This is a genomic window from Serratia sp. 4542 (assembly GCF_016805595.1).
GTDB classification, from domain to species: Bacteria; Pseudomonadota; Gammaproteobacteria; order Enterobacterales; family Enterobacteriaceae; genus Serratia; species Serratia nevei.
This window is the reverse complement of record NZ_RXKV01000004.1, coordinates 395439-417216: the sequence shown is the minus strand read 5'-3', so window position 1 is coordinate 417216 and position 21778 is coordinate 395439. Positions and strand designations below refer to the sequence as shown.

At 63.2% G+C, this 21778-nt stretch carries 17 protein-coding genes and 2 pseudogenes; 8 read left to right on the top strand and 11 right to left on the bottom strand.

Translation table 11 applies throughout. The features are described 5' to 3' along the window. Position 1 precedes the first annotated feature (1 nt). Positions 2–133: pseudogene (locus EKL15_RS24670) on the top strand (S58 family peptidase); the annotation flags it as partial. A 36-nt stretch (positions 134–169) separates the two neighbouring features. Here EKL15_RS24670 and EKL15_RS05990 read toward each other — a convergent pair. The 3 genes and pseudogenes from EKL15_RS05990 to EKL15_RS05980 form a co-directional block, all read right to left on the bottom strand. Further along, a pseudogene (locus tag EKL15_RS05990) lies at positions 170–979 on the bottom strand (P1 family peptidase); the annotation flags it as partial. 395 nt (positions 980–1374) lie between these two features. After that, positions 1375–1641, bottom strand: a complete 267-nt coding sequence (locus EKL15_RS05985) for a hypothetical protein (RefSeq protein WP_049199419.1) — start codon at positions 1639–1641, stop codon at positions 1375–1377. Between the two features lie 288 nt (positions 1642–1929). Further along, positions 1930–2676 (bottom strand): sulfite exporter TauE/SafE family protein, encoded by a 747-nt coding sequence (locus EKL15_RS05980; protein ID WP_060419064.1) that lies wholly within the window; start codon positions 2674–2676, stop codon positions 1930–1932. 106 nt (positions 2677–2782) lie between these two features. Here EKL15_RS05980 and EKL15_RS05975 point away from each other — a divergent pair, with 106 nt between their 5' ends. Continuing rightward, on the top strand, positions 2783–3688 hold the full coding sequence (locus tag EKL15_RS05975) for a LysR family transcriptional regulator (protein ID WP_060419066.1): 906 nt from the start codon (positions 2783–2785) through the stop codon (positions 3686–3688). Here EKL15_RS05975 and EKL15_RS05970 read toward each other — a convergent pair. The 5 genes from EKL15_RS05970 to EKL15_RS05950 form a co-directional block, all read right to left on the bottom strand. Then, a complete protein-coding gene (locus tag EKL15_RS05970) occupies positions 3672–4532 on the bottom strand; it encodes an alpha/beta hydrolase (RefSeq protein WP_060419068.1) in 861 nt (286 codons plus the stop codon). The genes EKL15_RS05975 and EKL15_RS05970 overlap by 17 nt on opposite strands. 99 nt (positions 4533–4631) lie before the next feature. Then, positions 4632–8204: a molybdopterin cofactor-binding domain-containing protein gene (locus EKL15_RS05965; protein ID WP_203089067.1), complete on the bottom strand. Its 3573-nt coding sequence runs from the start codon at positions 8202–8204 to the stop codon at positions 4632–4634. Continuing rightward, positions 8197–8739, bottom strand: a complete 543-nt coding sequence (locus tag EKL15_RS05960) for a (2Fe-2S)-binding protein (protein WP_180548567.1) — start codon at positions 8737–8739, stop codon at positions 8197–8199. Before EKL15_RS05960 ends, EKL15_RS05965 begins: the two co-directional genes overlap by 8 nt. Positions 8740–8824: 85 nt before the next feature. Further along, positions 8825–9298: a MarR family winged helix-turn-helix transcriptional regulator gene (locus EKL15_RS05955; RefSeq protein WP_033634451.1), complete on the bottom strand. Its 474-nt coding sequence runs from the start codon at positions 9296–9298 to the stop codon at positions 8825–8827. A 66-nt stretch (positions 9299–9364) separates the two neighbouring features. Then, the gene (locus EKL15_RS05950) at positions 9365–10423 is read right to left on the bottom strand and encodes a 2,5-dihydroxypyridine 5,6-dioxygenase (RefSeq protein WP_015377796.1); all 1059 of its coding nucleotides are present in this window, start codon (positions 10421–10423) and stop codon (positions 9365–9367) included. A 327-nt stretch (positions 10424–10750) separates the two neighbouring features. Here EKL15_RS05950 and EKL15_RS05945 point away from each other — a divergent pair, with 327 nt between their 5' ends. From EKL15_RS05945 to EKL15_RS05925, 5 genes are all read left to right on the top strand, one after another. Next, positions 10751–11902, top strand: coding sequence for an FAD-dependent monooxygenase (locus EKL15_RS05945; RefSeq protein WP_322619603.1), 1152 nt, complete (start codon positions 10751–10753; stop codon positions 11900–11902). Beyond that, complete coding sequence (locus EKL15_RS05940; RefSeq protein ID WP_203089059.1) at positions 11899–12693, top strand: alpha/beta hydrolase; 795 nt, start codon at positions 11899–11901, stop codon at positions 12691–12693. The genes EKL15_RS05945 and EKL15_RS05940 overlap by 4 nt, the downstream gene beginning before the upstream one ends. Before the next feature lie 66 nt (positions 12694–12759). Next, entirely contained in the window at positions 12760–13461 is a 702-nt protein-coding gene (locus EKL15_RS05935; RefSeq protein WP_170310522.1) for an Asp/Glu racemase, read from the top strand. A gap of 9 nt (positions 13462–13470) precedes the next feature. Continuing rightward, on the top strand, positions 13471–14100 hold the full coding sequence (locus EKL15_RS05930; protein WP_055312376.1) for an N-carbamoylsarcosine amidohydrolase: 630 nt from the start codon (positions 13471–13473) through the stop codon (positions 14098–14100). Positions 14101–14242: 142 nt separating this feature from the next. Beyond that, the gene (locus EKL15_RS05925; RefSeq protein ID WP_004938595.1) at positions 14243–15553 is read left to right on the top strand and encodes an MFS transporter; all 1311 of its coding nucleotides are present in this window, start codon (positions 14243–14245) and stop codon (positions 15551–15553) included. A gap of 72 nt (positions 15554–15625) precedes the next feature. Here EKL15_RS05925 and dcp read toward each other — a convergent pair whose 3' ends face one another. Then, positions 15626–17827 carry a peptidyl-dipeptidase Dcp gene (gene dcp / locus EKL15_RS05920; RefSeq protein ID WP_203089057.1) on the bottom strand — a complete coding sequence of 734 codons (2202 nt, stop codon included), beginning with the start codon at positions 17825–17827 and terminating at the stop codon, positions 15626–15628. A 106-nt stretch (positions 17828–17933) separates the two neighbouring features. Further along, positions 17934–18848, bottom strand: coding sequence for a LysR family transcriptional regulator (locus EKL15_RS05915; protein ID WP_087763464.1), 915 nt, complete (start codon positions 18846–18848; stop codon positions 17934–17936). 103 nt (positions 18849–18951) lie between these two features. On the opposite strand from EKL15_RS05915, the gene EKL15_RS05910 reads away from it, so the two are divergent. Further along, positions 18952–20115: an MFS transporter gene (locus tag EKL15_RS05910; protein ID WP_203089055.1), complete on the top strand. Its 1164-nt coding sequence runs from the start codon at positions 18952–18954 to the stop codon at positions 20113–20115. Here the strand turns inward: EKL15_RS05910 and guaD are convergent. Beyond that, positions 20100–21416: a guanine deaminase gene (guaD, locus tag EKL15_RS05905; RefSeq protein WP_203089053.1), complete on the bottom strand. Its 1317-nt coding sequence runs from the start codon at positions 21414–21416 to the stop codon at positions 20100–20102. The genes EKL15_RS05910 and guaD overlap by 16 nt on opposite strands. Between the last annotated feature and the right edge of the window lie 362 nt (positions 21417–21778).

The window sequence follows — 21778 nt, the reverse complement described above, 5'->3', positions numbered from 1 at the left end:
GGTGCTGGCCAACTTCGGCACCCTCGACTCGCTGACGCTGAGCGGCGTGCGCGTTGGCCCGGCGCTGGGCAAGCTGTTGGCGGATCCGCCGCCGCAGGTGGACGCCGGCTCGGTCATTATCATCATCGCCTGCGATCGCGCGCTGGACAGTCGCCAGCTGAACCGCATCGCCCGCAGAGCGGGCGATGCGGTTCAGCTGGCGACTGTCCAGCGCGCGATCGCAGGCGATGATGATAATGACCGAGCCGGCGTCCACCTGCGGCGGCGGATCCGCCAACAGCTTGCCCAGCGCCGGGCCAACGCGCACGCCGCTCAGCGTCAGCGAGTCGAGGGTGCCGAAGTTGGCCAGCACCAGCACGCCGAGCATGGTGCCTAACCCCGGGCAATAGCGCGAGGCCGTGCCGATGCCGCCCTTCAGGCCGAAGCTGCTCATGCCGCGCCCGGCGCCGACGCTGCCGCGCGCAAAGCGGGTGGAATGGTTATCCAGCGCGCTGAAGACGTGCTCCTCACGCACCGCCATCGCCTGAATATCGTTGAGGTAGCCGTCGTTGCACTCCAGTACCAGCGGGTTGATGGTGGCGCTGCCGCGGCCGATCTGTGGGTAGCGCAGGCAGCTGCGCCGCACCATGGCGTTGAACAGCGTGCCGACGGCGAAGGTGTTGCTCAGCAGAATAGGCGTCTGCAACTCCCCCAGCTCATTCAATTGCACCAATCCCAGCGGCTTGGCGAAGCCGTTGAGCACCGCGCTGCCGCACGGCAGCGGCTGGTTGAACAGATCGCCCGGCGGCACGATGGCGGTGACGCCGGTCTGGCATTCGCCGTCGGTCAGGGTGTGATGCCCAACGCTGACGCCCGGCACGTCGCACAGGCTGTCGGTCGGCCCGGCCGGATAGCGCGCGCCCGGCAGGCGGCGATGGCGCCGCCAATAGCTCAGCAGATTGTCGAGGCTTTGTTGTTCAAACACCTGGCTGTCTGTCATGGTTCCCTCATCTGCCGTTAGCCCATCAGAAAACCAGAATATCGCGCAATGCGCCGCGCCGTAAATTGAAAACCGGAGCGGGCAGAAAAAATAGCCTGGCCCCATCACCGTTCATTGCCTGCACCACTTTTTTGCCGCCTCTACGGCCAGGGCGACGCCGCTATCGAGTGAAACAACGGGTGTTGAAAGCGTGCAAGCGCTGCGACCTCACGCACGGCAAAGGCAGGGTCATCGCCCACGGCGAGTATGAAGAACGGGAGAGCAAAATCGGCGAAGGCCTCCTCTCCGGCATACAGGAGACCATTTGAGGTGGGCCGCAGGCCTGAGCCTTATTGGGGTTTTAGCGGGCAATCGTATAGTATAAAAAATTGAATGATTCAAAACTGGATTATGGCTCATCTGAATAAATAAACCATGACCATAGCAATGACAAAAATAGAACAGAGTAATAAATCACCGGAAAAGTTTCTCAATGAGTCCAAATAGTCATTGCTGTTCTTATTTAGTTTGTTAATGGCATCATTCTCGTTCTCAGCGTCTACTTCAACATGATGCTTTCTGAACCCCTTTTGCTTCATATCTTTAATTATTTCTCGTGTAACCACTTCCTTTCTCAGCACCCTTGATTCATCGCTCTTTATAAAAACAACATATTTACTCATCATATCCCCCATAAAAGCACAGAATTTTACTTCTGTGCTAGGATTGCAGCGGTTAATTAGCGTTTGGTTCCGGATTCTCTGGCCTCTCTCGGTCCAGTGCCATTGCCGCCATACCCATTTCCTGTAGAGCTGCCATTCCCCCAGAAACCACTGGCTCCGTAACCGCTGCTACAAGGGCTGTTTTTTGACAAGAATGACTGAAAGTGTATTCTCAATGCTGGAAATAATCATATTAGAATAAAATACAGAATAATATACCTGACCTAATTACACATAAGTGCTATCGATTTAATTAATTGAACGCCAAACAATCTCAATTCCCAAGATTAATAACCCGATAAAGAAAAGGCGGCGAAAAATCAGCGGGCTGCTGTGACGACGCACGATCCCGCCCAGCCACATGCCGCCCAGCGCCGGCAGCAGCGCCAGCAGCGAACCGCCGAGCAGCGCGCCGGGCAGCGCCTGATGCCAGGCTAATCCGGCGGCCAGCGCCAGCGTCGAGACGGTGAACGACAGCCCCAGCGCCTGCACCAGATCGTCACGCGCCAGGCCCAATGCGTTCAGATAGGGCACCGCCGGTATGACGAATACGCCGGTGGCGCCGGTCAGCGCACCGGTCACCAAGCCGCACAGCGGCCCCAGCCAAGGCTCCGCCGTGGCGGAAACGCGCCAGTCGAAACGGGTGAATCCCAACAGCGCATAACCGATCAGGCAAACGCCCAGCGCCAGCGGCGCCAGGCGGCCGTCGGTGGCGGTGAGCGCGCCGGCGCTCAGCAACGTGCCCAGCGTGACGCACAGCATCATCGGCCAGAGCCGGCGGCACAGCGCTCCCAGCCGCGGCCCGCACAGCAACTGCCACAGATTGGTGACCAGTGAAGGCAACAGCAGCAGCGCGGCGGCCTGCCCCGGCGGCATCATCAGGCTGAGCAGCCCCATCGACACCGTCGGCAACCCCAGGCCGATCGCCCCCTTGACCGTGCCGGCCAGCGTAAAAATGCCCGTCAGGGCGATAATCTCGAGTAACGTCAGCGACATGCGTCTATCCTTATGGCAATCAACGGCCCGATTGTGGCCGGCGGCACGGCGCGGCACAATGCGGCAATGGCAGAGCCTGCCTGCGGCAAAGACAGAGGAAGAACGCATGCATTTTGACTTTATCGATCTGCGGCTGTTGGCGGCGGTGCTCGAGACCGGCAGCATCACCGCCGGCGCCGAGCGCGTCGGGCTGTCGCTGGCCGCCGCCAGCGCACGCATGCGCGGGCTGGAGCAACAGGCCGGCGTGGCGCTGCTGACGCGCAATCCGCGCGGCGTCCAGGCGACGTCGGCCGGTGAACGCCTGTTGCAGCACGCGCGCGTGCTGCTGCAACAGCGCGACCGGCTGCGGGGCGACATGGCCGAGTTCGCGCCGGGCCAGCGCAGCCAGCTGCGCATCGTCGCCAATACCGTCGCCGCCGACGCTTTTCTGCCGGAGCTGCTGGCGGATTTTCTGGTGCTGCACCCGCACACCGACATCGCGCTGGAGGAGCTGCCCAGCCCGGTCATCGCGCAGGCGATCGCCGAACAGGCGGCGGATATCGGCATCGTGGCGGATCACGCCGATCTGCGCGGGCTGGCAAGCTACCCCTTCCGGCAGGATCGTCTGGTGCTGGCGCTGCCGCCGGAGCATGCGCTCAGCGGCCGCCGCACGGTCAGCTTCGCAGACACCCTGTCTTTTGAGTTTATCGGCCTGCCGGAAGAGAGTGCGCTGCAACAGCATTTGGAACGGCTGGCGATACGCAGCGGCGGCCCGATGCGGCTACGGGCGCGCGCCGCTAATTTCGACGCCATCTGCCGCATGGTGTGGCGCGGCGCCGGGCTGGCGGTGGTGCCGGAAGAGAGTGCCCAACGCCATCCGCAGATCCGACACGGCGCCCTGCCGCTGACGGACGATTGGGCGACCCGGCGCCTGTCGCTGGTGGTGCGCGAATGGGCGCTGCTGCCGCTGCCGGCGCAGCGGCTGGTGGCGTTCCTGCGCCAGGGGGAAGGCGGTATTACAGGTGATCGTTGAACCAGGCGATCTGACGGCCGATGATGCCGGCGAAATGCGGGCCGGCGTACATGTCATAGTGCTTCGCATTCTGCTCGACATGCAGCGCCTTCTTCGCGCTGCCTACCGCCTCATACAGCGCGATGCCCTGCTCCGGCGGATTCACGGTATCGCCGCCCGCCACTACCACCAGTACCGGGCATGTGACTCGCGCCGCATTGTCACGCGGCTGATAGCGCAGCGTTTCGCGCACGGTCAGGAACGGGATCTTGATGTCCATCGCCGGGTAACGCACCTTGTTCTCCTCGAAGAACGCTTTCGACTCGTCATCGCTCAACACCCGGGTGACGGCGACAAACATCTCTTTGCCGGTGGCCTGCTTCTTCTCCGCCATTTTGTCCAGCGTGGCGATGAACGCCTGTTTTTCGTCGGCGGCCATTTTCCCCGTCACGATGGTTTCCCCGTCGGCGAAGGCCAGCTGGCTAACGACGCACTTGATGGCCGGCTCGGCCGCGGCAGCGCCGAACACGTGGCAGCCGCCAAACGACGTGCCCCACAGGCCGATGCGCTCGCTGTCGATCTGCGGCTGCGTTTGCACCCACCGGCTCACCGCCAGGATATCCTCAATCTGCAGCGCCGGCACCAGCCGCCCGCGTTCGCCCTCGCTGGCGCCGAAGCCGCGATAGTCAAACGTCACCGCCGCAAAACCGGCGTTGACGAAGGCCTCGGCAAAGGCCGGCAGCAACAGCTCCTGAATGCCGCAGAAGCCGTGGCACAGAATAATCGCCGGAACCTTGGCCGGGTTATCAGGTAAACGAACTGTTACGGCCAGGCCGCTTTCCATTTTATGCGTGGTTAATGTCATGTTAACTTCCTGTTTTTTATAGGTAAGGTAAAAATCAGGCTAACATTAATCCCCGAATGAACGCCGTCAGTCAATAACCCAATGTAACAATTTACAATGTTAATGATTCCCCGGCTCCGCGCGCAGCCGCGCCACCTGCGCCTCCACGTCGCGCCAGGCCGGTTTGTCGCCGGCATAGCGTTGGCGCAGATAATTCACCAGCGCCGTCACCTGCCGATCGGAAAAGCTGTCCTTAAAGCCCGGCATAAAGCCCAATTCGGCGGTGGCCGGTTTGGGGATCCCTTGCAGGATCACTTTGATCAGGTTATCGGGGCGATCGCTGAAGATATTGGTGTTATTGGCCAGATCCGGGCTGACGCCGAACAGCTGCGGCCCACCGGCAGCGGCGCTGTGGCAGGCCTGGCAAGCGCCCTGAAACAACCGCTCGCCGGCCAGCTGCCCCGCCGCCGGCAAGGCGCGGGCCGCCAACTGCGCCTGCGGTTCCACATTCAGCGTCGTCTTGGTGCTCAGCGACATCACATAGTTGGCCATCGCCCGCAGATCGCTCTGCGGCAACGTCGCCAGTTCGCTGACCACCGGCCCCATCGGCCCGGCCGCCACGCCGTGCTCGGCGGAATGCCCGCTGCGGAAGTACTGAAACAGCTGCTCCTCGGTCCAGGGCTTGTCCGCATTGGCCAATTGATTCAACGCCGGCGCTTCCCACCCGTCCACCATCCCCCCCGCCAGGAAAGCCGCGCCGCCCTTTTCTGCCCCCAGCAGATTGCGCGGCGAATGGCAGGCGGCGCAGTGGCCGAGCCCGTTGACCAAATAGGCGCCGCGATTCCACTGCGCGCTTTGTTGCGGATCGGGTTGAAATTCCCCCTGGCGCAGGAACAGCGCGTTCCAGCCCGCCATCAGCGGCCGCAGGTTAAACGGGAAGCGCATCTGATTGGCCGGATTGCTCTGGCGCACCGCCGGTTGCGACATCAGATAAGCGTACAGCGCCTGCATGTCGCCGTCGGTCATTTTACTGAATGCGGTGTAGGGAAATGCCGGATACAGATGGCGGCCGTCGCGGGCGATGCCCTGGCGCATCGCCCGATCGAACGCGGTAAACGACCAGTTGCCGATGCCGGTTGCCACGTCCGGGGTAATGTTGGTGCTGTAGAGCGTGCCGAACGGCGTCGCCATCGCCAGCCCGCCGGCGTTGGTCGCCCCTTCCGACGCGGTATGGCAAACCGCGCAGTCTCCGGCGGCGGCCAACTGGCGGCCGCGCTCCAGCGTGGCGGCCGACCAGGTGCCGGCGCCGGGCGTCGCCACCGGTGCGATCTCCGCCCGCCATGGCAGGGCGCTGCCCGCGATGCCCAGCACCGCGCCGAACAGCCCCGCCGCACCGCCGAACCACCATTTGCCGCGCTTCTTTTTCTTGGGCGGGGCGGCCTGCCGCTCGGCGTCCGGCCCGTTCAACGCCTCTCGCAGCTTATCCGAGGTGATCGGCAGCTCGCGAAAACGAATGCCGGTGGCGTCGAACACCGCGTTGGCGATGGCCGCCGCGCTGGGCACCGACGCCGACTCCCCGGCGCCCAGCGGCGGATCGTAAGGGCGCGGCATCATCACCACGTCCACCTCCGGCACCTCCGGGAAGGTCAGGATCGGGTAAGCCCCCCATTCTTTGGCGGAGACCGTTGATTCCTCAAAGGTCACGCGCTCTTTCAACACCCGGCTGGTCGATTGCAACACGTTGCCGTGAATTTGGTGGCGCACACCGTCCGGGTTGACCATCATGCCCGCGTCGTGGCCGACCACGATGCGCGTCACCGCCACTTCGCCGCTGGCTTTGTCGATCGCCACGTCGGCCACCCAGGCGGCCCAGGCCGCGCCAAAACCGGGAAACTTGCTGTGGATGTAACGGGCGTAGGCAAAGCCGCGCCCGCGCAGCACGCCGTCTTCCGCCGGGGTCTGCATCGGTTCGGTATGCGGCGTCCAGCCCGCGCGCTCTGCGGTGCTGCGCATCAGCTCACTGGCGCGTTCGTCATGGATATAGCGCAGCCGGTATTCCAGCGGATCGACGCCGGCGGCGTGGGCCAGCTCATCGATATAAGATTCGTGGGCGAAGGTGTTCGGCAAGGCGGAAACGCCACGCATCCAGGAGGCGCGCACGATCGGCGCCATGTCTTCGATGCTGACACGCAGCGCCGGATACTCATAAGGCGGCACCGAGGTGCGGTCGCCCATTTCATAGGCCACCGGCAGCGGCTCGACCCGACCGGTCAGCAGTAGCGCCAGCGTCGGCGCGCCGTTGGAAGGATAATAGGTGCGAAAGTCGTAAGCGACCGGGTGCCCGGCGGCGTCCAGCCCGCCGTCCACCTCCATCAGCTGCGCCGTGCCCTTCGGTTCCCACACATGTTCTTGTTCGCGGGTCAGCTGCACCCGCACCGGCCTGCCCACCGCGCGCGACAGCAGCGCCGCGTCGGCGCAGACGTCATCGGCGCAATTGCGGCCATAGCAACCGGCCGCCTCCATGCGAACAATCTCGATCTGCGCTTCCGGGTATTCCAGCAGCCAGGCCAGATCGGCGCGCAGCAGGTGCGGGTTCTGGCTGCCTGACCAGACCTGCAGGCGCTCCGGCCGGTAGTCCGCCAGCGCGCAGGAAGGACCAATCGAGGCATGCAGCTGATACGGCCACAGGTAGCTGCGGGTGAAACGCCTGTCGGCCGCCGCCAGCGCCGCGTCCACATCGCCGGTATCGTGCACCACCCGGGTCGAATGCGGGTTGTCGCGCAGCGCCTGCACCACGTCGGTCATCTGCGGCAAATTGCGCCGCCAGTCTTTCCAGCTGACCTGCAGCGCCTGCGCCGCCTTGATCGCCTGCTCTTCGCGCTCGGCGACAATGCCGATGAAATCGCCGATCACCACCAGTTTGACGATGCCGGGAATATGCGCGATCGAGGTTTCGTCCACCGCCAGCAGGCTGGTGCCGACAAATTCGCCGCTGTCGTAACCGGCATAGGGCGGCCGCACCACTCGGCCATGCAGCATGTTCGGCAGGCGCATATCGTGTACATAGGTGGTTTCGCCGGTCGCCTTGGCCGGAATATCGACGCGCGCGGCGCTGGTGCCCACCAGGCGATACTCCGTCTGAGGTTTCAGCGGCGCGTCGCCGGAAATCGACAGCTCGACATGATCGCCGGCCACCAGCTCGGCGTAGCTGAGCGCTTGCCCCTGCGGGCTGCGGATCACGCCCTCCTCCAGCGTCAGCTGTTCCACCGGCGCATCGAAGCGCTGCGCCGCCTGGCGCAACAGCCAACGGCGCGCTTCGGCGGCGGCGTTGCGCAGCGGCACGGCGGAGATCTGCAGCGTGGCGCTGGCGATAGTGGCACCCTGATTCGGTGCGCGCTCGGTATCGCCCAACACCATTCGCACCTGATCCATGCGCAGGTACAGCTCTTCGGCGACGATCTGCCCGAGCGCGGTGCGCACGCCGGTGCCGAGATCGACATGGCCGTTAAAAGCATAGATTTCGCCGCTGCCGCACAGGGCGATAAACAGCCCTTGCTCCCTGGGCTTCAGCACCGGCGTTTGCCCTTTGGGCACCGGCCCCGACGGCGGTTGCACGCTGTCGACGATCAGCAGCACGCCGTCGCGCTGCAGCAATTCGGCCTGGCTCGGCGATGAGGGACGGGAATCAGTCATGAGCGTGGGCTTCCTCATCGCGGCAGAGAATGATGGCGCGCTGAACCGCACGCAGGATTTCGAGATGGGTGCCGCAGCGGCACAGGTTGCCGGACAGCGCCTGACGGATCTCCGCCTCGCTCGGGGCGGGATTGCGATCCAACAGGGCTTTGGTGGTCATGATCATGCCGTTGAGGCAGTAGCCGCATTGCGCCGCCTGCTCTTCGATAAAGGCACGCTGCACCGGGTGCAGGCGCTGGCGATCGCCAAGGCCTTCCAGGGTCACGATCGCCCGGCCGGACACGCCGAGCGCCGGGATCACGCAGGAGCGCGCCGCCACGCCGTCGATCAACACGGTACAGGCGCCGCATTCGCCCAGGCCGCAGCCGTATTTCGGGCCGTTGAGCGCCAGATCGTTGCGCAGTACCAGCAAGAGCGGCGTATCCGCCATCACCTGCGCATGAAGCTGTTCGCCGTTCACCGACAGCATCAGCGGATGCTCCGTCAGCGTGGTGTTCGCGCCTTCCCTGGGCGACTGCACTTCAGATATCGCCATTGTTCGCGTCTCCGCCTGCACTTGATGGTCTTATGGGCTGGCCTCTCGCCACCGACCACCAGGCAACCGACGTTGCGCGGGCGAATCAGCCGGTGGGCGGATCTTCCAGCATTTTATTCAGCAGGAATATCAGCGCTATCCGTTCGGCCGGGTTGAGCGTGCCGAACGTCAGCTCTGTAATTTTCGCCGCCTGCGGCACCGTTTCCGTCAGCAGCACGGCGCCGGCGTCGGTCAGGCCGACCACCACCTTGCGCCGATCCACCGGATCCGGCGTCACCGTGATCAGATCGCGCGCCTTCAGCCGCTCGACGATGCCGCGTATGGTGGCCTGATCCACCGCCGTCACCTGCACCAGCTCGGTCAGCGAGCTCGGCCCCATATCGCGCACCGCGCACAGGGTGATGAACTGCACCGCCGTCAGTTGCGAATCGCCGACGTTTTGCTGGAAAATCGCCAGGTGGCGCTGATAAACCTTGCGCAGCAGGTGCCCAACTTGCTCGGTAAAATGATAATTTTCGGGTTGGCCGCTCACGGCTGACGGGTATTCGGGGGGCGTCATTGCGTTACTCTCACCATCTATGGAATCCACGAGAATAGTACAAACCCCCGCCGTTGGCAGCAACGATTAAGCCCGGCGCACGCGCGAGGCCTCCGGTGCCACCACTTCCCCGTCCGCCACCACCGTTTGCCCGTCGAGGCGGATGTCGCAGCGGCGCAGCGCGATGTCCATATGGCAAGGCGTTTTGCGCGTGCCGCCCACTTCGGTATTCGGCCCGGTGGAGAACAGGAAGTTGCCGTAGAACGCGCGCGCGTCCATGCACATGCCGTCGTTCTTGTCGTGCAGGCCCATCGCCGTCCACTGGGCGCGCGGCTGCAGGCCCCAGCCGATGTGCGAGATGCCGTACACCTCCGGATCGTCAAAGTATTTCATGTATTCGCGCAGGTATTCCGCCTCGAAACCGCCGTGAATGCGGGTAACGAACCCTTGTTCGATCTCCAGCGTGATGCGTTCGCGCGCGTAGCTTTTAAACGGCAGCAAGATATCGCCGACCTCCAGCACCAGCACCCCTTCAGCCTGCTCCTCATTCGGCCAGGTGAACAAGAAGCCGCTCGGCCAGTGATCCCAGCGCCCCGGTTCATCGGCATAGCCGTACTCGGTCACCGTCGGGTATTGCCCGAGCGGCGCGCGGAAATCGCTGCCGGCGGCGGAGGTCACCTGCATCAGCTTCGCCTGCTCCAGTACGGCGGCGGCGGCCAGCACCCGCGCCTTGTCCTCCGCGTTGGGCAACATGCGCGCCAGCACCTCCGGCGGCTCCACCGCCAGCAGGATGCGAGTGCCGGTTTTCAGGATCTGCTCCTGCTCCGGCGAATGCAGCAGCATCATGGTATCGACGATCAGATCGGCGGCCTCCAGCGCACGCTGCGCCGCCAGGTTGCCGGTCAGCGCGGTATCGCCGCAATAGGCGGTCATGTCGTTGCCCATCGCCCGCGGATGGTTGAACGCCGGCAACTCGACGGCATACACCCTGGCGCCCAGCCGCAGCGCCGCGTCGGTCGCGGCGCGCACCGTGCGCGCATCGGAATAATGGCTTTTCAAAATCGCCACGCTCTGCGAAGCATCGACCTTCGACAGCGTAAGCACCTGCTCGAACAGCTGTACCAACTGGGTTTCATTGACCGCCATGGCCTGTCTCCTGTCTCGTCAAGGGTGTCCGACGCCCGCAAGGCGGCGGTGATTTTTCAAACAATTTAAAGTGAACACACTCGTTTTTATCTAAGTCAAAAAAGCAAAGGAAAGCAAGTTGCGACTATCCATCATAAGAAAGTCCTATTTCATCCCTCTGCAATCCTGTGATTAACATGAGTTTAACAGTAATGCGCCGTCAATTAGCGTGAGCAAGATCTGATTTAACACTTTTGCAACCTTGCGTTATCTAGTGCATACACTATAAATCGATCGTCCAACCACGCGTTGGGCCTACGCTGAAAAAAGCCAACAGACAGGGGAAATATGATGAGCAAACAACCACGCATCGCCGTCGTCGGCGCCGGGCTGGGGGGCGCCGCCGCCGCCGGGCTGCTGCAAAAAGCCGGCTTTACCGTCGATCTGTATGAACAGAGCCCGGCGTTCTCGCGCCTCGGCGCCGGCATTCACATGGGGCCGAACGTCCTGAAGATTTTCCGCCGGCTCGGCATTGAGCAGCGGCTGGAGCAGATGGCGTCTCATCCCGATTTCTGGTTCAGCCGCGATGCCGAGAGCGGCGACTATCTGTCGCGCATCGAACTGGGCGCCTTCGCCCGCCGGGAGTACGGCGCCGCCTATGTGACGGTGCACCGCGGCGATCTCCAGGCGTTGCAGCTTTCCGCGCTGCAGCCCGGCACCCTGCACTTCGGCAAATGCCTGAGCAAGATTGAAGATCGCGGGGACGAGGTGGTGCTGAACTTCGTCGACGGCACCTCGGCCCATGCCGACATCGTGATCGGTGCCGACGGCATCAATTCGCGCATCCGCGAACATCTGCTGGGGGCGGAAGCGCCGACCTACAGCGGCTGGGTGGCGCACCGCGCGCTGATCTGCGGCGAGAAGCTGGCGAAATACAACCTGACGTTCGAAGACTGCGTGAAGTGGTGGTCGGCGGATCGCCATCTGATGGTCTACTACACCACCCAACGGCGCGACGAGTATTACTACGTGAGCGGCGTGCCGCACCCGGCCTGGGATTTCCAGGGCAGCTTCATCGACAGCAGCCGCGAAGAGATGTTCGAGACCTTCGCCGGCTACCACCCGATCGTGCAGGCGCTGATCGAATCCAGCGAGCAGGTCACCAAATGGCCATTGCTGAACCGCAAACCGCTGCCGCTGTGGAGCGAAGGCCGCCTGGTGCTGCTCGGCGACGCCTGCCATCCGATGAAACCGCACATGGCGCAGGGCGCGGCGATGGCGATCGAAGACGCCGCCATGCTGACCCGCTGCCTGCAGGAAACCGGCCTCGGCGACTACCGCACCGCCTTCCAGCTGTATGAAGCCAACCGCAAGGAGCGCGCCTCCAGGGTGCAGGCGGTGTCCAACGCCAACACCTTCCTGCGCACTCAGGAAGATCCGGCCTGGGTCTACGGCTATGACCTGTACACGCAAGCGCTGAAATCGGAGAACGCCGCATGAGCACCTTCCTCTACGGCGCCCACGTTCACGCCAACGGCATTCGCCAACATTACCTGCGCTACGGCGGCCACGGCCCGGTGCTGATCCTGATCCCCGGTATCACCAGCCCGGCGATCACCTGGGGCTTCGTCGCCGAGCGGCTGGGAGAAAAATACGACGTCTACGTACTCGACGTGCGCGGCCGCGGTTTGTCGTCCAGCGGCCCGGAACTGGCTTATGACGCAGAGACCTGCGCGCAGGACGTTAACGCCTTCGTCGCCGCGCTGAACCTGGCCAGTTACGCCCTGCTCGGCCATTCGATGGGCGCCCGCTTCGCCCTGCGCGCCGCCGTTTTGCAGCCCGCCGGCGTGCGGCGGCTGGTGCTGGTCGATCCGCCGGTTTCCGGCCCCGGCCGTCGCGCCTATCCCGGCCAATGGCCTTGGTACGCCGACTCTATCCGGCAGTCGCTGCCGGGCATGAGCGCCGAGCAGATGCGCGCCTTCTGCCCGACCTGGAGCGAGGAGCAACGCCGGCTGCGCGCCGAGTGGCTGCATACCTGCTACGAGCCGGCGATCCAACGCGCCTACGACGATTTTCATCAGGTGGACAGCCACCGTGACTACCCGCTGCTGGCCATGCCGACGCTGCTGATGGTCGCGGGCAAAGGCGGCGTCATTCAGCCCGAAGACCGGGCGGAGATCCGCACGCTGCAGCCGGAGATCGCCATCGTCGAGGTCGAGAACGCCGGACACATGATCCCGTGGGACAATTTCGACGGCTTCTTCCGCGCCCTGGGCAATTTTCTGGATTAACTGAGGAACACCGACATGAGCAACCACTACCGCATCGGACAGATCGTGCCCAGCTCCAACACCACGATGGAAACCGAGATCCCGGCGATGCTGGGCGCGCGCCAGCTGATACGCCCGGAGCGTTTCACCTTTCACTCCAGCCGCATGCGCATGAAACACGTCAATAAAGAAGAGCTGGCGGCGATGGACGCCGAGTCCGATCGCTGCGCGCTGGAACTCTCCGACGCGCGGGTCGACGTGCTCGGCTACGCCTGCCTGGTGGCCATCATGGCAATGGGGCTGGGCTACCACCGCGAATCGCAGGCCCGGCTGGCGCAGGTGACGAAAGACAATCAGGCCGCCGCGCCGGTTATCAGCAGCGCCGGCGCGCTGGTCAACGGCCTGAAGGTGATCGGCGCCAAACGCATCGCGCTGGTGGCGCCCTATATGAAACCGCTGACCCAGCTGGTGGTGGACTACATCCAGCACGAAGGCATTGAGGTTAAGGTATGGCGCGCGCTGGAGATCCCGGACAACCTCGACGTCGGCCGGCACGATCCGGCCAGGCTGCCGGGGATCGTCGCCGAGATGGATTTACGCGAGGTCGATGCTATCGTGCTGTCCGCCTGCGTGCAGATGCCTTCGCTGCCAGCCGTTCCGACGGTGGAGGCCCAAACCGGCAAACCGGTGATCACCGCCGCCATCGCCACCACTTACGCGATGCTGACCGCGCTGGAGCTGGAGCCGATCGTCCCCGGCGCCGGCGCCCTGCTGTCCGGAGCCTATTGAGGAGGCATGATGAACGACACCCTCAGCGACAATTATCGCGGCGTCTGGGGCCAGCGCCTCGGCTTCGGCCGGCGCCCGGCGCTGCTGGCGATCGACTTTATGCAGGCCTACACCACCGAAGGCGCGCCGCTGTTCGCGCCGGGCGTGGTGAGCGCGGTCGAGGAAAGCCGCGAGCTGCTGGCCTGTGCGCGCCGCACGGGAATTCCTGTGATCCATACCCATATCCGCTATCATGCAGGCCATTTTGCCGATGGCGGCCTGTGGGTCAAAAAAGCGCCGGTGATGAAGGACATGGTGGCGGGCAACCCGCTGGCGGCGTTCTGCCCGCCGGTGGCGCCGCTGGCCGATGAGGTGGTGCTGAGCAAGCAATACGCCAGCGCCTTCTTCGGCACCGCGCTGGCGCCGCTGCTGGTGGCGCAAGGGATCGACACGCTGCTGATGATCGGCTGCTCCACCAGCGGCTGCATCCGCGCCAGCGCGGTGGACGCGGTGCAGCACGGCTTTCGCGCCATGGTGGTGCGCGAGTGCGTCGGCGATCGTCACCCCGGCCCGCACGAAGCCAACCTGTTCGACATCGACAGCAAATACGGCGACGTGGTGCACAAACGGGAGGCGCTCGACTACCTGAACCGGTTATGAATCAACGACTCACCTGCAACGACAATAACGAAGGCGCAGACAGCGCCTCACGCGACCGCCCGAAACAGGGCGGCGCCCCTGCAACGCAAACACAACAGGCGCCTCCTGCGGAGGCCAACACGCACCACCTGGAGACAACATCATGGCCATTGTCGACACCCCGCTGGCGGGGAAAGCGGACGCAGAATCGCTGCTGCTGTACCGCAAAATCACCTGGAAACTGATCCCGTTTCTTTGCCTGTGTTACCTGGCGGCCTACCTCGATCGCATCAACGTCGGGCTGGCCAAGCTGCAGATGGCCGATGCGCTGCAGCTGAGCGAAGCGGCCTTCGGCCTGGGCGCCGGGCTGTTCTTCGTCGGCTATATTCTGTTCGAGGTGCCGAGCAACCTGATCCTGCAGCGCGTCGGCGCCAAGATGTGGATCGCCCGCATCATGATCACCTGGGGGCTGCTGTCCACCGCCACCATGTTCGTCACCACGCCCACCCAGTTCTACGTCATCCGCTTTCTGCTCGGCGTGGCGGAGGCCGGTTTTCTGCCCGGCGTGCTCTTTTACCTGACGCTGTGGTTCCCGACCTATCGCCGCGGCCGCATCATCGCGCTGTTCATGATCGGCCTGCCGCTGTCCAGCGTGATCGGCGGGCCGCTCTCCGGCTGGATCATGGGCCATTTCGACATGCGCCACGGGCTGCACGGCTGGCAGTGGCTGTTTTTGCTGGAGGGCATTCCCAGCGTGCTGTTGGGGGTGCTGACCTTCTGGCTGTTGCCTAACACTTATCAGCAGGCCAAGTGGCTGACGCCCGAGGAAAAACAGCGCATCGCCGACGATTTGGCGCGTGACGACGCCGAGGCCGATCACGGCAAGCACAGCTTCCGCGACGGCTTCTTCAACCTGAAAGTGTGGATGCTCGGCGGCATCGACTTCGCCATTTTGCTCAGCGCCTACGCCATGGGCTTTTGGATGCCGACCTTCATCAAAACCGCCGGCGTCACCGACATCACCACCATCGGCTACCTGACGGCGATCCCCAGCGTCGCCGCCCTGCTCGGCATGCTGCTGATCGGCAGCAGTTCCGACCGACTGCGCGAACGGCGCTGGCATATCATCGTGCCGTTTATCGTCGGCGCGCTGGCAATGGCCGGCAGCACCTTCTTCACCCACAATGCGCTGGCCACGGTGCTGCTGTTCTCCATCGCCCAGGCGGCGATCATCGGCGCGGTACCGGTATTCTTCAGCCTGCCGGCCACCTTCCTGCGCGGCACGGCGGCGGCGACCGGCTTCGCACTGGCCTGTTCGCTGGCCAACATCGCCGGGCTGGTGAGCAATTCGCTGATGGGGCTGGCGCTGGATCTGACCGGCAAGAGCGGCGGCGCGCTCTGGGCCTTCGCCGGCTGCCTGCTGCTCAGCTCGCTGCTGGTGGTGGCCCTGCCGGCCAAGGTGGTAAACCGCTGAATGTCGGCCAAGCCGAAAAAGACGAAGGGCGCATAACGCGCCCTTTTGTTTACTTACCGGAAATGGCCGAACTTACTCGTCCTTCAGCCCGCGGTTGATCAGCATCGGTTCGATGCTCGGCTCTTTGCCGCGCCAGTCGATGTACAGCTTCTCCAGATCCTGGCTGTTGCCGCGCGACAGGATCATGTCGCGGAAGCGCTGGCCGTTTTCGGCGGTCAGGCCACCGTGTTCGGTGAACCACTGGAAGGCGTCGTCCGCCAGCATTTCCGTCCACAGATAGGCGTAGTAGCCCGCGGCGTAGCCGTTACCCCAGATGTGCTGGAAATAGCTGGAACGGTAGCGCGGCGGCACGTAGCTGAGATCGACCTTGTCTTTTTGCAGCGACTCGGCCTCGAACTTGTCCACGTCCTGCTGCGGCTGGTCGGCCGTCAGCATGTGCCAGTGCATGTCCAGCAGCGCGGCGGACAGCAGCTCGGTCATGCTGTAGCCCTTGTTGAACTTGTCGGCCTTCTTGATCTTGTCGACCAGTTCCTGCGGCATCGCCTCGCCGGTCTGGTAGTGCTTGGCGAAGTGGCTGAACACTTTCGGATCGCTGACCCAGTGCTCGTTGAACTGCGACGGGAACTCGACGAAGTCGCGCGCGGTGTTGGTGCCCGACAGGCTCGGGTATTCCTGATCGGCGAACATGCCGTGCAGCGCGTGGCCGAACTCGTGGAACATGGTGATTACGTCGTCATACGACAGCAGCGCCGGCTGGCCCGGCGCCGGTTTGGTGAAGTTGGCGACGTTGTAAATCACCGGCTTGGTGCCGTTGAGCTTCGACTGATCGACGAAGTTGCTCATCCAGGCGCCGCCGCCCTTGTTGTCGCGCTTGAAGTAGTCGGTGTAGAACAGCGCCAGCGATTTGCCGTCCTTGTCGAACACTTCATACACCTTGACGTCCGGCTGATAGACCGGAATGTCCTTGCGCTCCTTGAAGCTGATGCCGTACAGCAGGTTGGCGGCGTAGAACACGCCGTTGTTCAGCACGTTGTTCAGCTCGAAGTAAGGCTTAATCTGCGACTCGTCCAGATCGTACTTGGCCTTGCGCACCTGTTCGGCGTAGAACTGCCAGTCCCAGGCCTGCACCTTGAAATCGCCTTTCTGCTGGTCGATCACCGCCTGAATGTCCTTGGCCTCACGCTCGGCGCGCGCGGTGGCCGCCGGTACGATGTTGCGCATAAAGCTCAGCGCGGCATCCGGCGTCTTGGCCATCTGGTTTTGCAGTTTCCAGGCGGCGTAGTTCAGGTAGCCCAGCAGCTTGGCCTGCTCGGCGCGCACTTTGGCCAGACGGGAGATGGTCTGGCGGGTATCGTTGCCGTCGCCCTTCTCCGCACGCGTCCAGGAGGCGTCGAACAGCGCTTGGCGGGTATCGCGATCTTTCAGGCTCTGCAGCAGCGGCTGTTGCGTGGTGTTTTGCAGCACCAGCAGCCACTGTTTCTCCAGCTTGCGTTCGGCGGCCGCCTGGGCCGCCGCAGCCAGCTCACCTTCCGACAGGCCGTCCAGCTTCGCCGGGTCGGTTATCGCCAGCGCGCCGTTTTTGCTCGCCGCCAGCAGTTTGTTGGTGAACTGGGTGCTCAGCGTCGCCGCTTCCTGGTTCAGCGCCTTCAGCTTGGCCTTGTCGGCGTCCGACAGGTTGGCGCCCGCCAGCTCGAAGTTCTTGTAGGTCACTTCTACCAGCCGGCGCGATTCCGGATCCAGCTTCAGCGCATCGCGATCCTGATAGATGGCCTTGATGCGAGCGAACAGCTTGCCGTTGAGCATGATGTCGTCGTTCAATGCCGCCAGCTTCGGCGAGGTTTCTTCATCCAGTTTCTGCAGCGCGTCGCTGGTGTTGGCCGAAGTCATGGCGCCGAACACGTTCATCACCCGCGTCAGCAGCGAACCGGCCTGCTCCAGCGCCACGAAGGTATTCTTGAAATTAGGCTTGGCCGGGTTGTTGGCGATCTTCTCCACCTCTTCCCGCTTTTGCTTGATGCCCGCCTCGATCGCCGGCGCGTAGTCGCTCTCCTTGATCAGGTTGAACGGCGGCGCCTGGAACGGCAGACGGCTTTGATAGAAGAACGGATTCTGAGTCTTTTGCTTGTCGTGCTGATTGGCTTCACCGGTCACGGTAGCCTCCTTCGCCTGGCCGCTGGGCAGCGCGCTATGGTCGGCGTGAGGTTGGGTTTCTGCTGCCTGTGCCTGCGAGCCCAGCGCCATGCCGATCGCCAGCACCAATGTGGATAAACGCATCAAATCGAAACTCCTCCATGTTCACAGAATAAGGTCTCGGGGAATCGCTCCCTCTGAGTCATCACCTAGCTTAGGTGCAGTTGGCAGTTTGAGCAAAAACAAGTGATTAGAAGTTGGCCGCCTCGCCAACCTGCCGTATCAGGAACGTCAGCAACGCGCGCGTTTTGGCCGGCAGATAGCGGCGACCGGGGTAAACGGCATACAGCTGCAACGGCGCCGGCGGCAGTGCCAGCGGCACCTCAACCAAACGGCCGTCGGCCAGAAACGGCCGGCAGCCGAGTTCGGAAAGCATGGCGAACCCCACGCCGGCCAAGGCCGCCTTTAGCGCCATCTCCCCGCTGTTGACGCGATAGCGCGTATTGACCGGGACGGTAACGAAGGTTCCGTCCGAGCGGACGAACTGCCACGGCATCCCCTTCAGCGCATCCACCGTGCTGATGCAGGGCAATTGCGTGAATTGTTCAATCGCCGACGACGGCGGCCACTGCGCCAGCAACGCCGGAGCGGCCACCACGATGCAGGGGAAAGACGCCAGCGGCTGCGCGACGTAGTCGCTGTCGTCCAGCATGCCCCGGCTGATCATCACCGCCAGGTCGACATCATCGAGCAGCGACGTCATACCCGCCAGGTTGGTCACACAGCTGATTTCGATCTGCGGATGCTGCACGGCGAACGCCGCCAGCGGCTCGCCCAACAGGTATGGCCCCACTTCATTGGGCACGCACAGGCGCAGCGGCCCGCGCAGCTGTTGCTGCCGCTCGCTGAGGGTTTGCGCGGTGTGTTCCAGCGACGCCAGCAGCGGCTGGGTGCGTTCATGCAACAGTTGGCCGTTCGGCGTCAACCGCATCGAACGGGTGCTGCGTTCGAGCAATCGCTGCTCGAGCTGGCGCTCCAGCTGAGAGATGTAGCGGCTGACGTTGGAGGTCGGCATCGCCAGCGCCCGCGCCGCCCCGACGAAGCTCCCCTGTTCCACCACCGCCACGAAAATGCGTAGCAGGTTTAAATCCAATTTGGCGCGCATGATTATCCCTGATTTGATAACAAACCATGCCATTTCTACCATCTAATCCCGATCAACGCCAAGCGCTACACTGCCGGCCTGACTCTGCAACCGATAGATGCTTATGACACCCACGAGAAAGCTGACGGCGATAACGCTGGTCATCGCCTTTATTCAGTTCACCAATGCCCTGGAATACATGGTATTCAACCCGATATTCCTCTACATGGCCGCCGATTTTTCCGTGCCCGTCAGCTTCGCCGGCTATGTCAGCGCGGCCTATACGCTGGCGGCGGTGATTTCCGGCATCGGCGCATTTTTCTGGATCGGCGGCGTTGAGAAGCGGCGCTTTCTGCTGCTCAACGTCACGCTGCTGGGCGTGACCACCTTATTGATCGCCACAACCCAGCAGTTTTACTGGCTGCTGGCACTGCGGCTGTTGGCCGGGCTGTTGGGCGGCACCACGATGGGCGTCGGGATCGGCCTGCTGCTCAACGCCGCACCGGCCGCGCTGCACGGCAGAATGTTGGCGACGGTGATCGCGTCCTTTTCGTTGGTGAGCATTGTCGGCATGCCGGGCATGCTGTACCTGTGCGAAGTGGCGAGCTGGCGCGCCGCGCTGGTGACTATCGGCGGGCTGTGTCTGCTGGCGGCCGTCTTGGTCGCGCTGTTCGTTCCCAGGGATGCGCCGCAGCCACGGGCTACCGCGCCCGTCGCGCTCGATCGCCGATTGCTGCTGTTCGCCGCCGCAGCCGGCCTGACGCAGTTCAGCCCGATGCTGCTGATCCCGGTGCTGGCGCCGCTGCTCACCCAGCGGCTACAGGTGGCAGACGCGCATTTGCCCTGGCTGTTTCTCATCGGCGGCGTGGCCGGCTATCTGGCGACCGTACTGGCGGGCCGCTGGCTGCAACGCTTTGGCACCGTGACGCTGACGGTGGGCGCCACGCTGTTGCTGCTGGGCAGCCTGTGGCTGGCGGCGCGCGGTGGCGATCGCGGCGAGCTGTTCATGGTCGCGTTTCTCGCGGCGGCCTATGCGCGGCTGGTGGCGATCTCTTCCCTGAGCCTGCGCTGGCCGGACGCTCGGCAGCGCGCCGCCTTTGGCGTACTGCAAACCGCCCTGATACACCTGAGCGCCACGGCGGCCTTCTTGCTCTCCTCCGCGTTGCTGAGCAGCGGCCTCACCCCGCTTAGCCTGCAACGCCTGTTATGGCTGTGCGCGCTGAGCGCGGTCACCGTCGCGCCGCTCAGCGTTTGGCTGCAGGCGCGGCTGCGTCAGCGCGGCGCCTGATAAACCACCTTGCCGTCCACATAGGTGCGATAAATGTTGCGATCGTCTCCCAGGGTCATCAGCACGAACCCTTGTTCCGCCGACGTGGCGCTGTTGGCGTAGCGCAACTGCTGCAGCGGCGTGACCGCCGGATCGAGCACCACAAAATCCGCCTCTTTGCCGACGTTGAAGTTGCCTATTTTGTCGTCCAGCGCCAGCGCGCGGGCGCCGCCCAGGGTGGCGTGGTAGAACGCTTCTACGGCAGAGAGCCGGTAATGCTGCAGCTGGCCGACCTTGTATGCCTCGCCCAGCGTGCGCAACATATTGAAAGTGGTGCCGGCCCCCACGTCGGTGCCGATGCCGAACTTCACCCGCTTGCGCCAGGCCTGCTGCAGGTCGAACAGCCCGCTGCCGAGGAACAGATTGGAGGTGGGGCAAAACGCGATCGCCGAGCGGGTCTCGCACAGGCAGTCCCACTCCTGCTCCTCCAGGTGCAGGCAGTGGGCGAACACGCTTTTGCCGCCGGTCATGCCATAGCGGTGGTAAACGTCCAGATAGCTTTGGCTCTGCGGGAACAGCGATTTTACCCAGGCCACTTCCTGCGGATTCTCGCTCAGGTGCGTCTGCAGCCAAACGTCGGGGAATTCTTCGCGCAGCCGCTGCACCTGCGCCAGCAGCGCCGGGGTACTGGTGGGCGCAAAGCGCGGCGTAATGGCGTAACCGAGGCGGCCTTTGCCGTGCCAGCGTTCGATCAACTCACGCGTCTGGCGATAACTTTGCTCCGGCGTTTCCAGCAGCGCCTCCGGCGCATGGCGATCCATCATCACCTTACCGGCGATCAGGCGCATATTCAGCGCTTGCGCCTGGGTGAACAGCGCATCGACCGACTGCGGGTGCACGCTGCCGAACACCAGCGCGGTGGTGGTGCCGTTGCTCAGCAACTCCCGCAGAAAGAAGGCCGACATCTCGTCGGCGTGCTGTTCGCAGCCGTAACGGCTTTCGGTCGGGAAGGTGTAATTGTTTAACCACCCCAGCAACTGGTCGCCATAGGCGCCGATCATTTCGGTTTGTGGGTAGTGGATATGGGTGTCGATAAAGCCCGGCACGATCGGTTTATCGCGATACTCCGTGACCGCGAAACCCGGCGGCAACAGCGCCTCACCCTGCTGCCAGCTGCCGAACCAGACGATGGTGCCCTCGTTGAGCAGCAACAAACCGTCGGGAATGTGCCGCAGGCGTTCGTCGAGCTGTTGCGGTTCCTCCACGCAGGCGGTGATATCAAAAAAATTGCCACGAATAGCCGTGGTGAATTGCAGTGCCATTATTTTCTTCCTTGTGACGACCGGCCAAGCTCACCCGCGTAATAATCTTCGCTGATGAAACAATGCCTTTTATTACCCAAACTCAAAGACCGGATTAAGCATAGCAAGCCGTGTGCCAATAGGCGGCCATAAAATACATTTACATTTAAAAACAGAGGCATATTAATTTAATCAAAGAAAACCAACCGATGAAAAAGAATAAAACGCGCGGCGATCTTCAACGGTAGACCAACAGCAACCGTTTGCTTGCCGGAATAACGCCGCGCCGCTGCACCTTTACCGGGCAAGCGGATAATTTCGCGGCCGCTGCGGTTATTTTAACGCGATGCAAAGCGGTCTGCCCCATTCCGCAGGCCACCCGA

Excerpts from the sequence above, each read along its gene's own strand:
- EKL15_RS05950 (WP_015377796.1), bottom strand. The coding sequence starts at position 10,423 with ATGGCGGTCAATGAAACCCAGTTGGTACAGCTGTTCGAGCAGGTGCTT.
- EKL15_RS05935 (WP_170310522.1), top strand. The coding sequence starts at position 12,760 with ATGGAAACCGAGATCCCGGCGATGCTGGGCGCGCGCCAGCTGATACGC.
- EKL15_RS05975 (WP_060419066.1), top strand. The coding sequence starts at position 2,783 with ATGCATTTTGACTTTATCGATCTGCGGCTGTTGGCGGCGGTGCTCGAG.
- EKL15_RS05955 (WP_033634451.1), bottom strand. The coding sequence starts at position 9,298 with ATGACGCCCCCCGAATACCCGTCAGCCGTGAGCGGCCAACCCGAAAAT.
- EKL15_RS05915 (WP_087763464.1), bottom strand. The coding sequence starts at position 18,848 with ATGCGCGCCAAATTGGATTTAAACCTGCTACGCATTTTCGTGGCGGTG.
- EKL15_RS05985 (WP_049199419.1), bottom strand. The coding sequence starts at position 1,641 with ATGAGTAAATATGTTGTTTTTATAAAGAGCGATGAATCAAGGGTGCTG.
- guaD (WP_203089053.1), bottom strand. The coding sequence starts at position 21,416 with ATGGCACTGCAATTCACCACGGCTATTCGTGGCAATTTTTTTGATATC.
- dcp (WP_203089057.1), bottom strand. The coding sequence starts at position 17,827 with ATGCGTTTATCCACATTGGTGCTGGCGATCGGCATGGCGCTGGGCTCG.
- EKL15_RS05965 (WP_203089067.1), bottom strand. The coding sequence starts at position 8,204 with ATGACTGATTCCCGTCCCTCATCGCCGAGCCAGGCCGAATTGCTGCAG.
- EKL15_RS05970 (WP_060419068.1), bottom strand. The coding sequence starts at position 4,532 with ATGACATTAACCACGCATAAAATGGAAAGCGGCCTGGCCGTAACAGTT.
- EKL15_RS05910 (WP_203089055.1), top strand. The coding sequence starts at position 18,952 with ATGACACCCACGAGAAAGCTGACGGCGATAACGCTGGTCATCGCCTTT.
- EKL15_RS05930 (WP_055312376.1), top strand. The coding sequence starts at position 13,471 with ATGAACGACACCCTCAGCGACAATTATCGCGGCGTCTGGGGCCAGCGC.
- EKL15_RS05960 (WP_180548567.1), bottom strand. The coding sequence starts at position 8,739 with ATGGCGATATCTGAAGTGCAGTCGCCCAGGGAAGGCGCGAACACCACG.
- EKL15_RS05945 (WP_322619603.1), top strand. The coding sequence starts at position 10,751 with ATGATGAGCAAACAACCACGCATCGCCGTCGTCGGCGCCGGGCTGGGG.
- EKL15_RS05925 (WP_004938595.1), top strand. The coding sequence starts at position 14,243 with ATGGCCATTGTCGACACCCCGCTGGCGGGGAAAGCGGACGCAGAATCG.
- EKL15_RS05980 (WP_060419064.1), bottom strand. The coding sequence starts at position 2,676 with ATGTCGCTGACGTTACTCGAGATTATCGCCCTGACGGGCATTTTTACG.
- EKL15_RS05940 (WP_203089059.1), top strand. The coding sequence starts at position 11,899 with ATGAGCACCTTCCTCTACGGCGCCCACGTTCACGCCAACGGCATTCGC.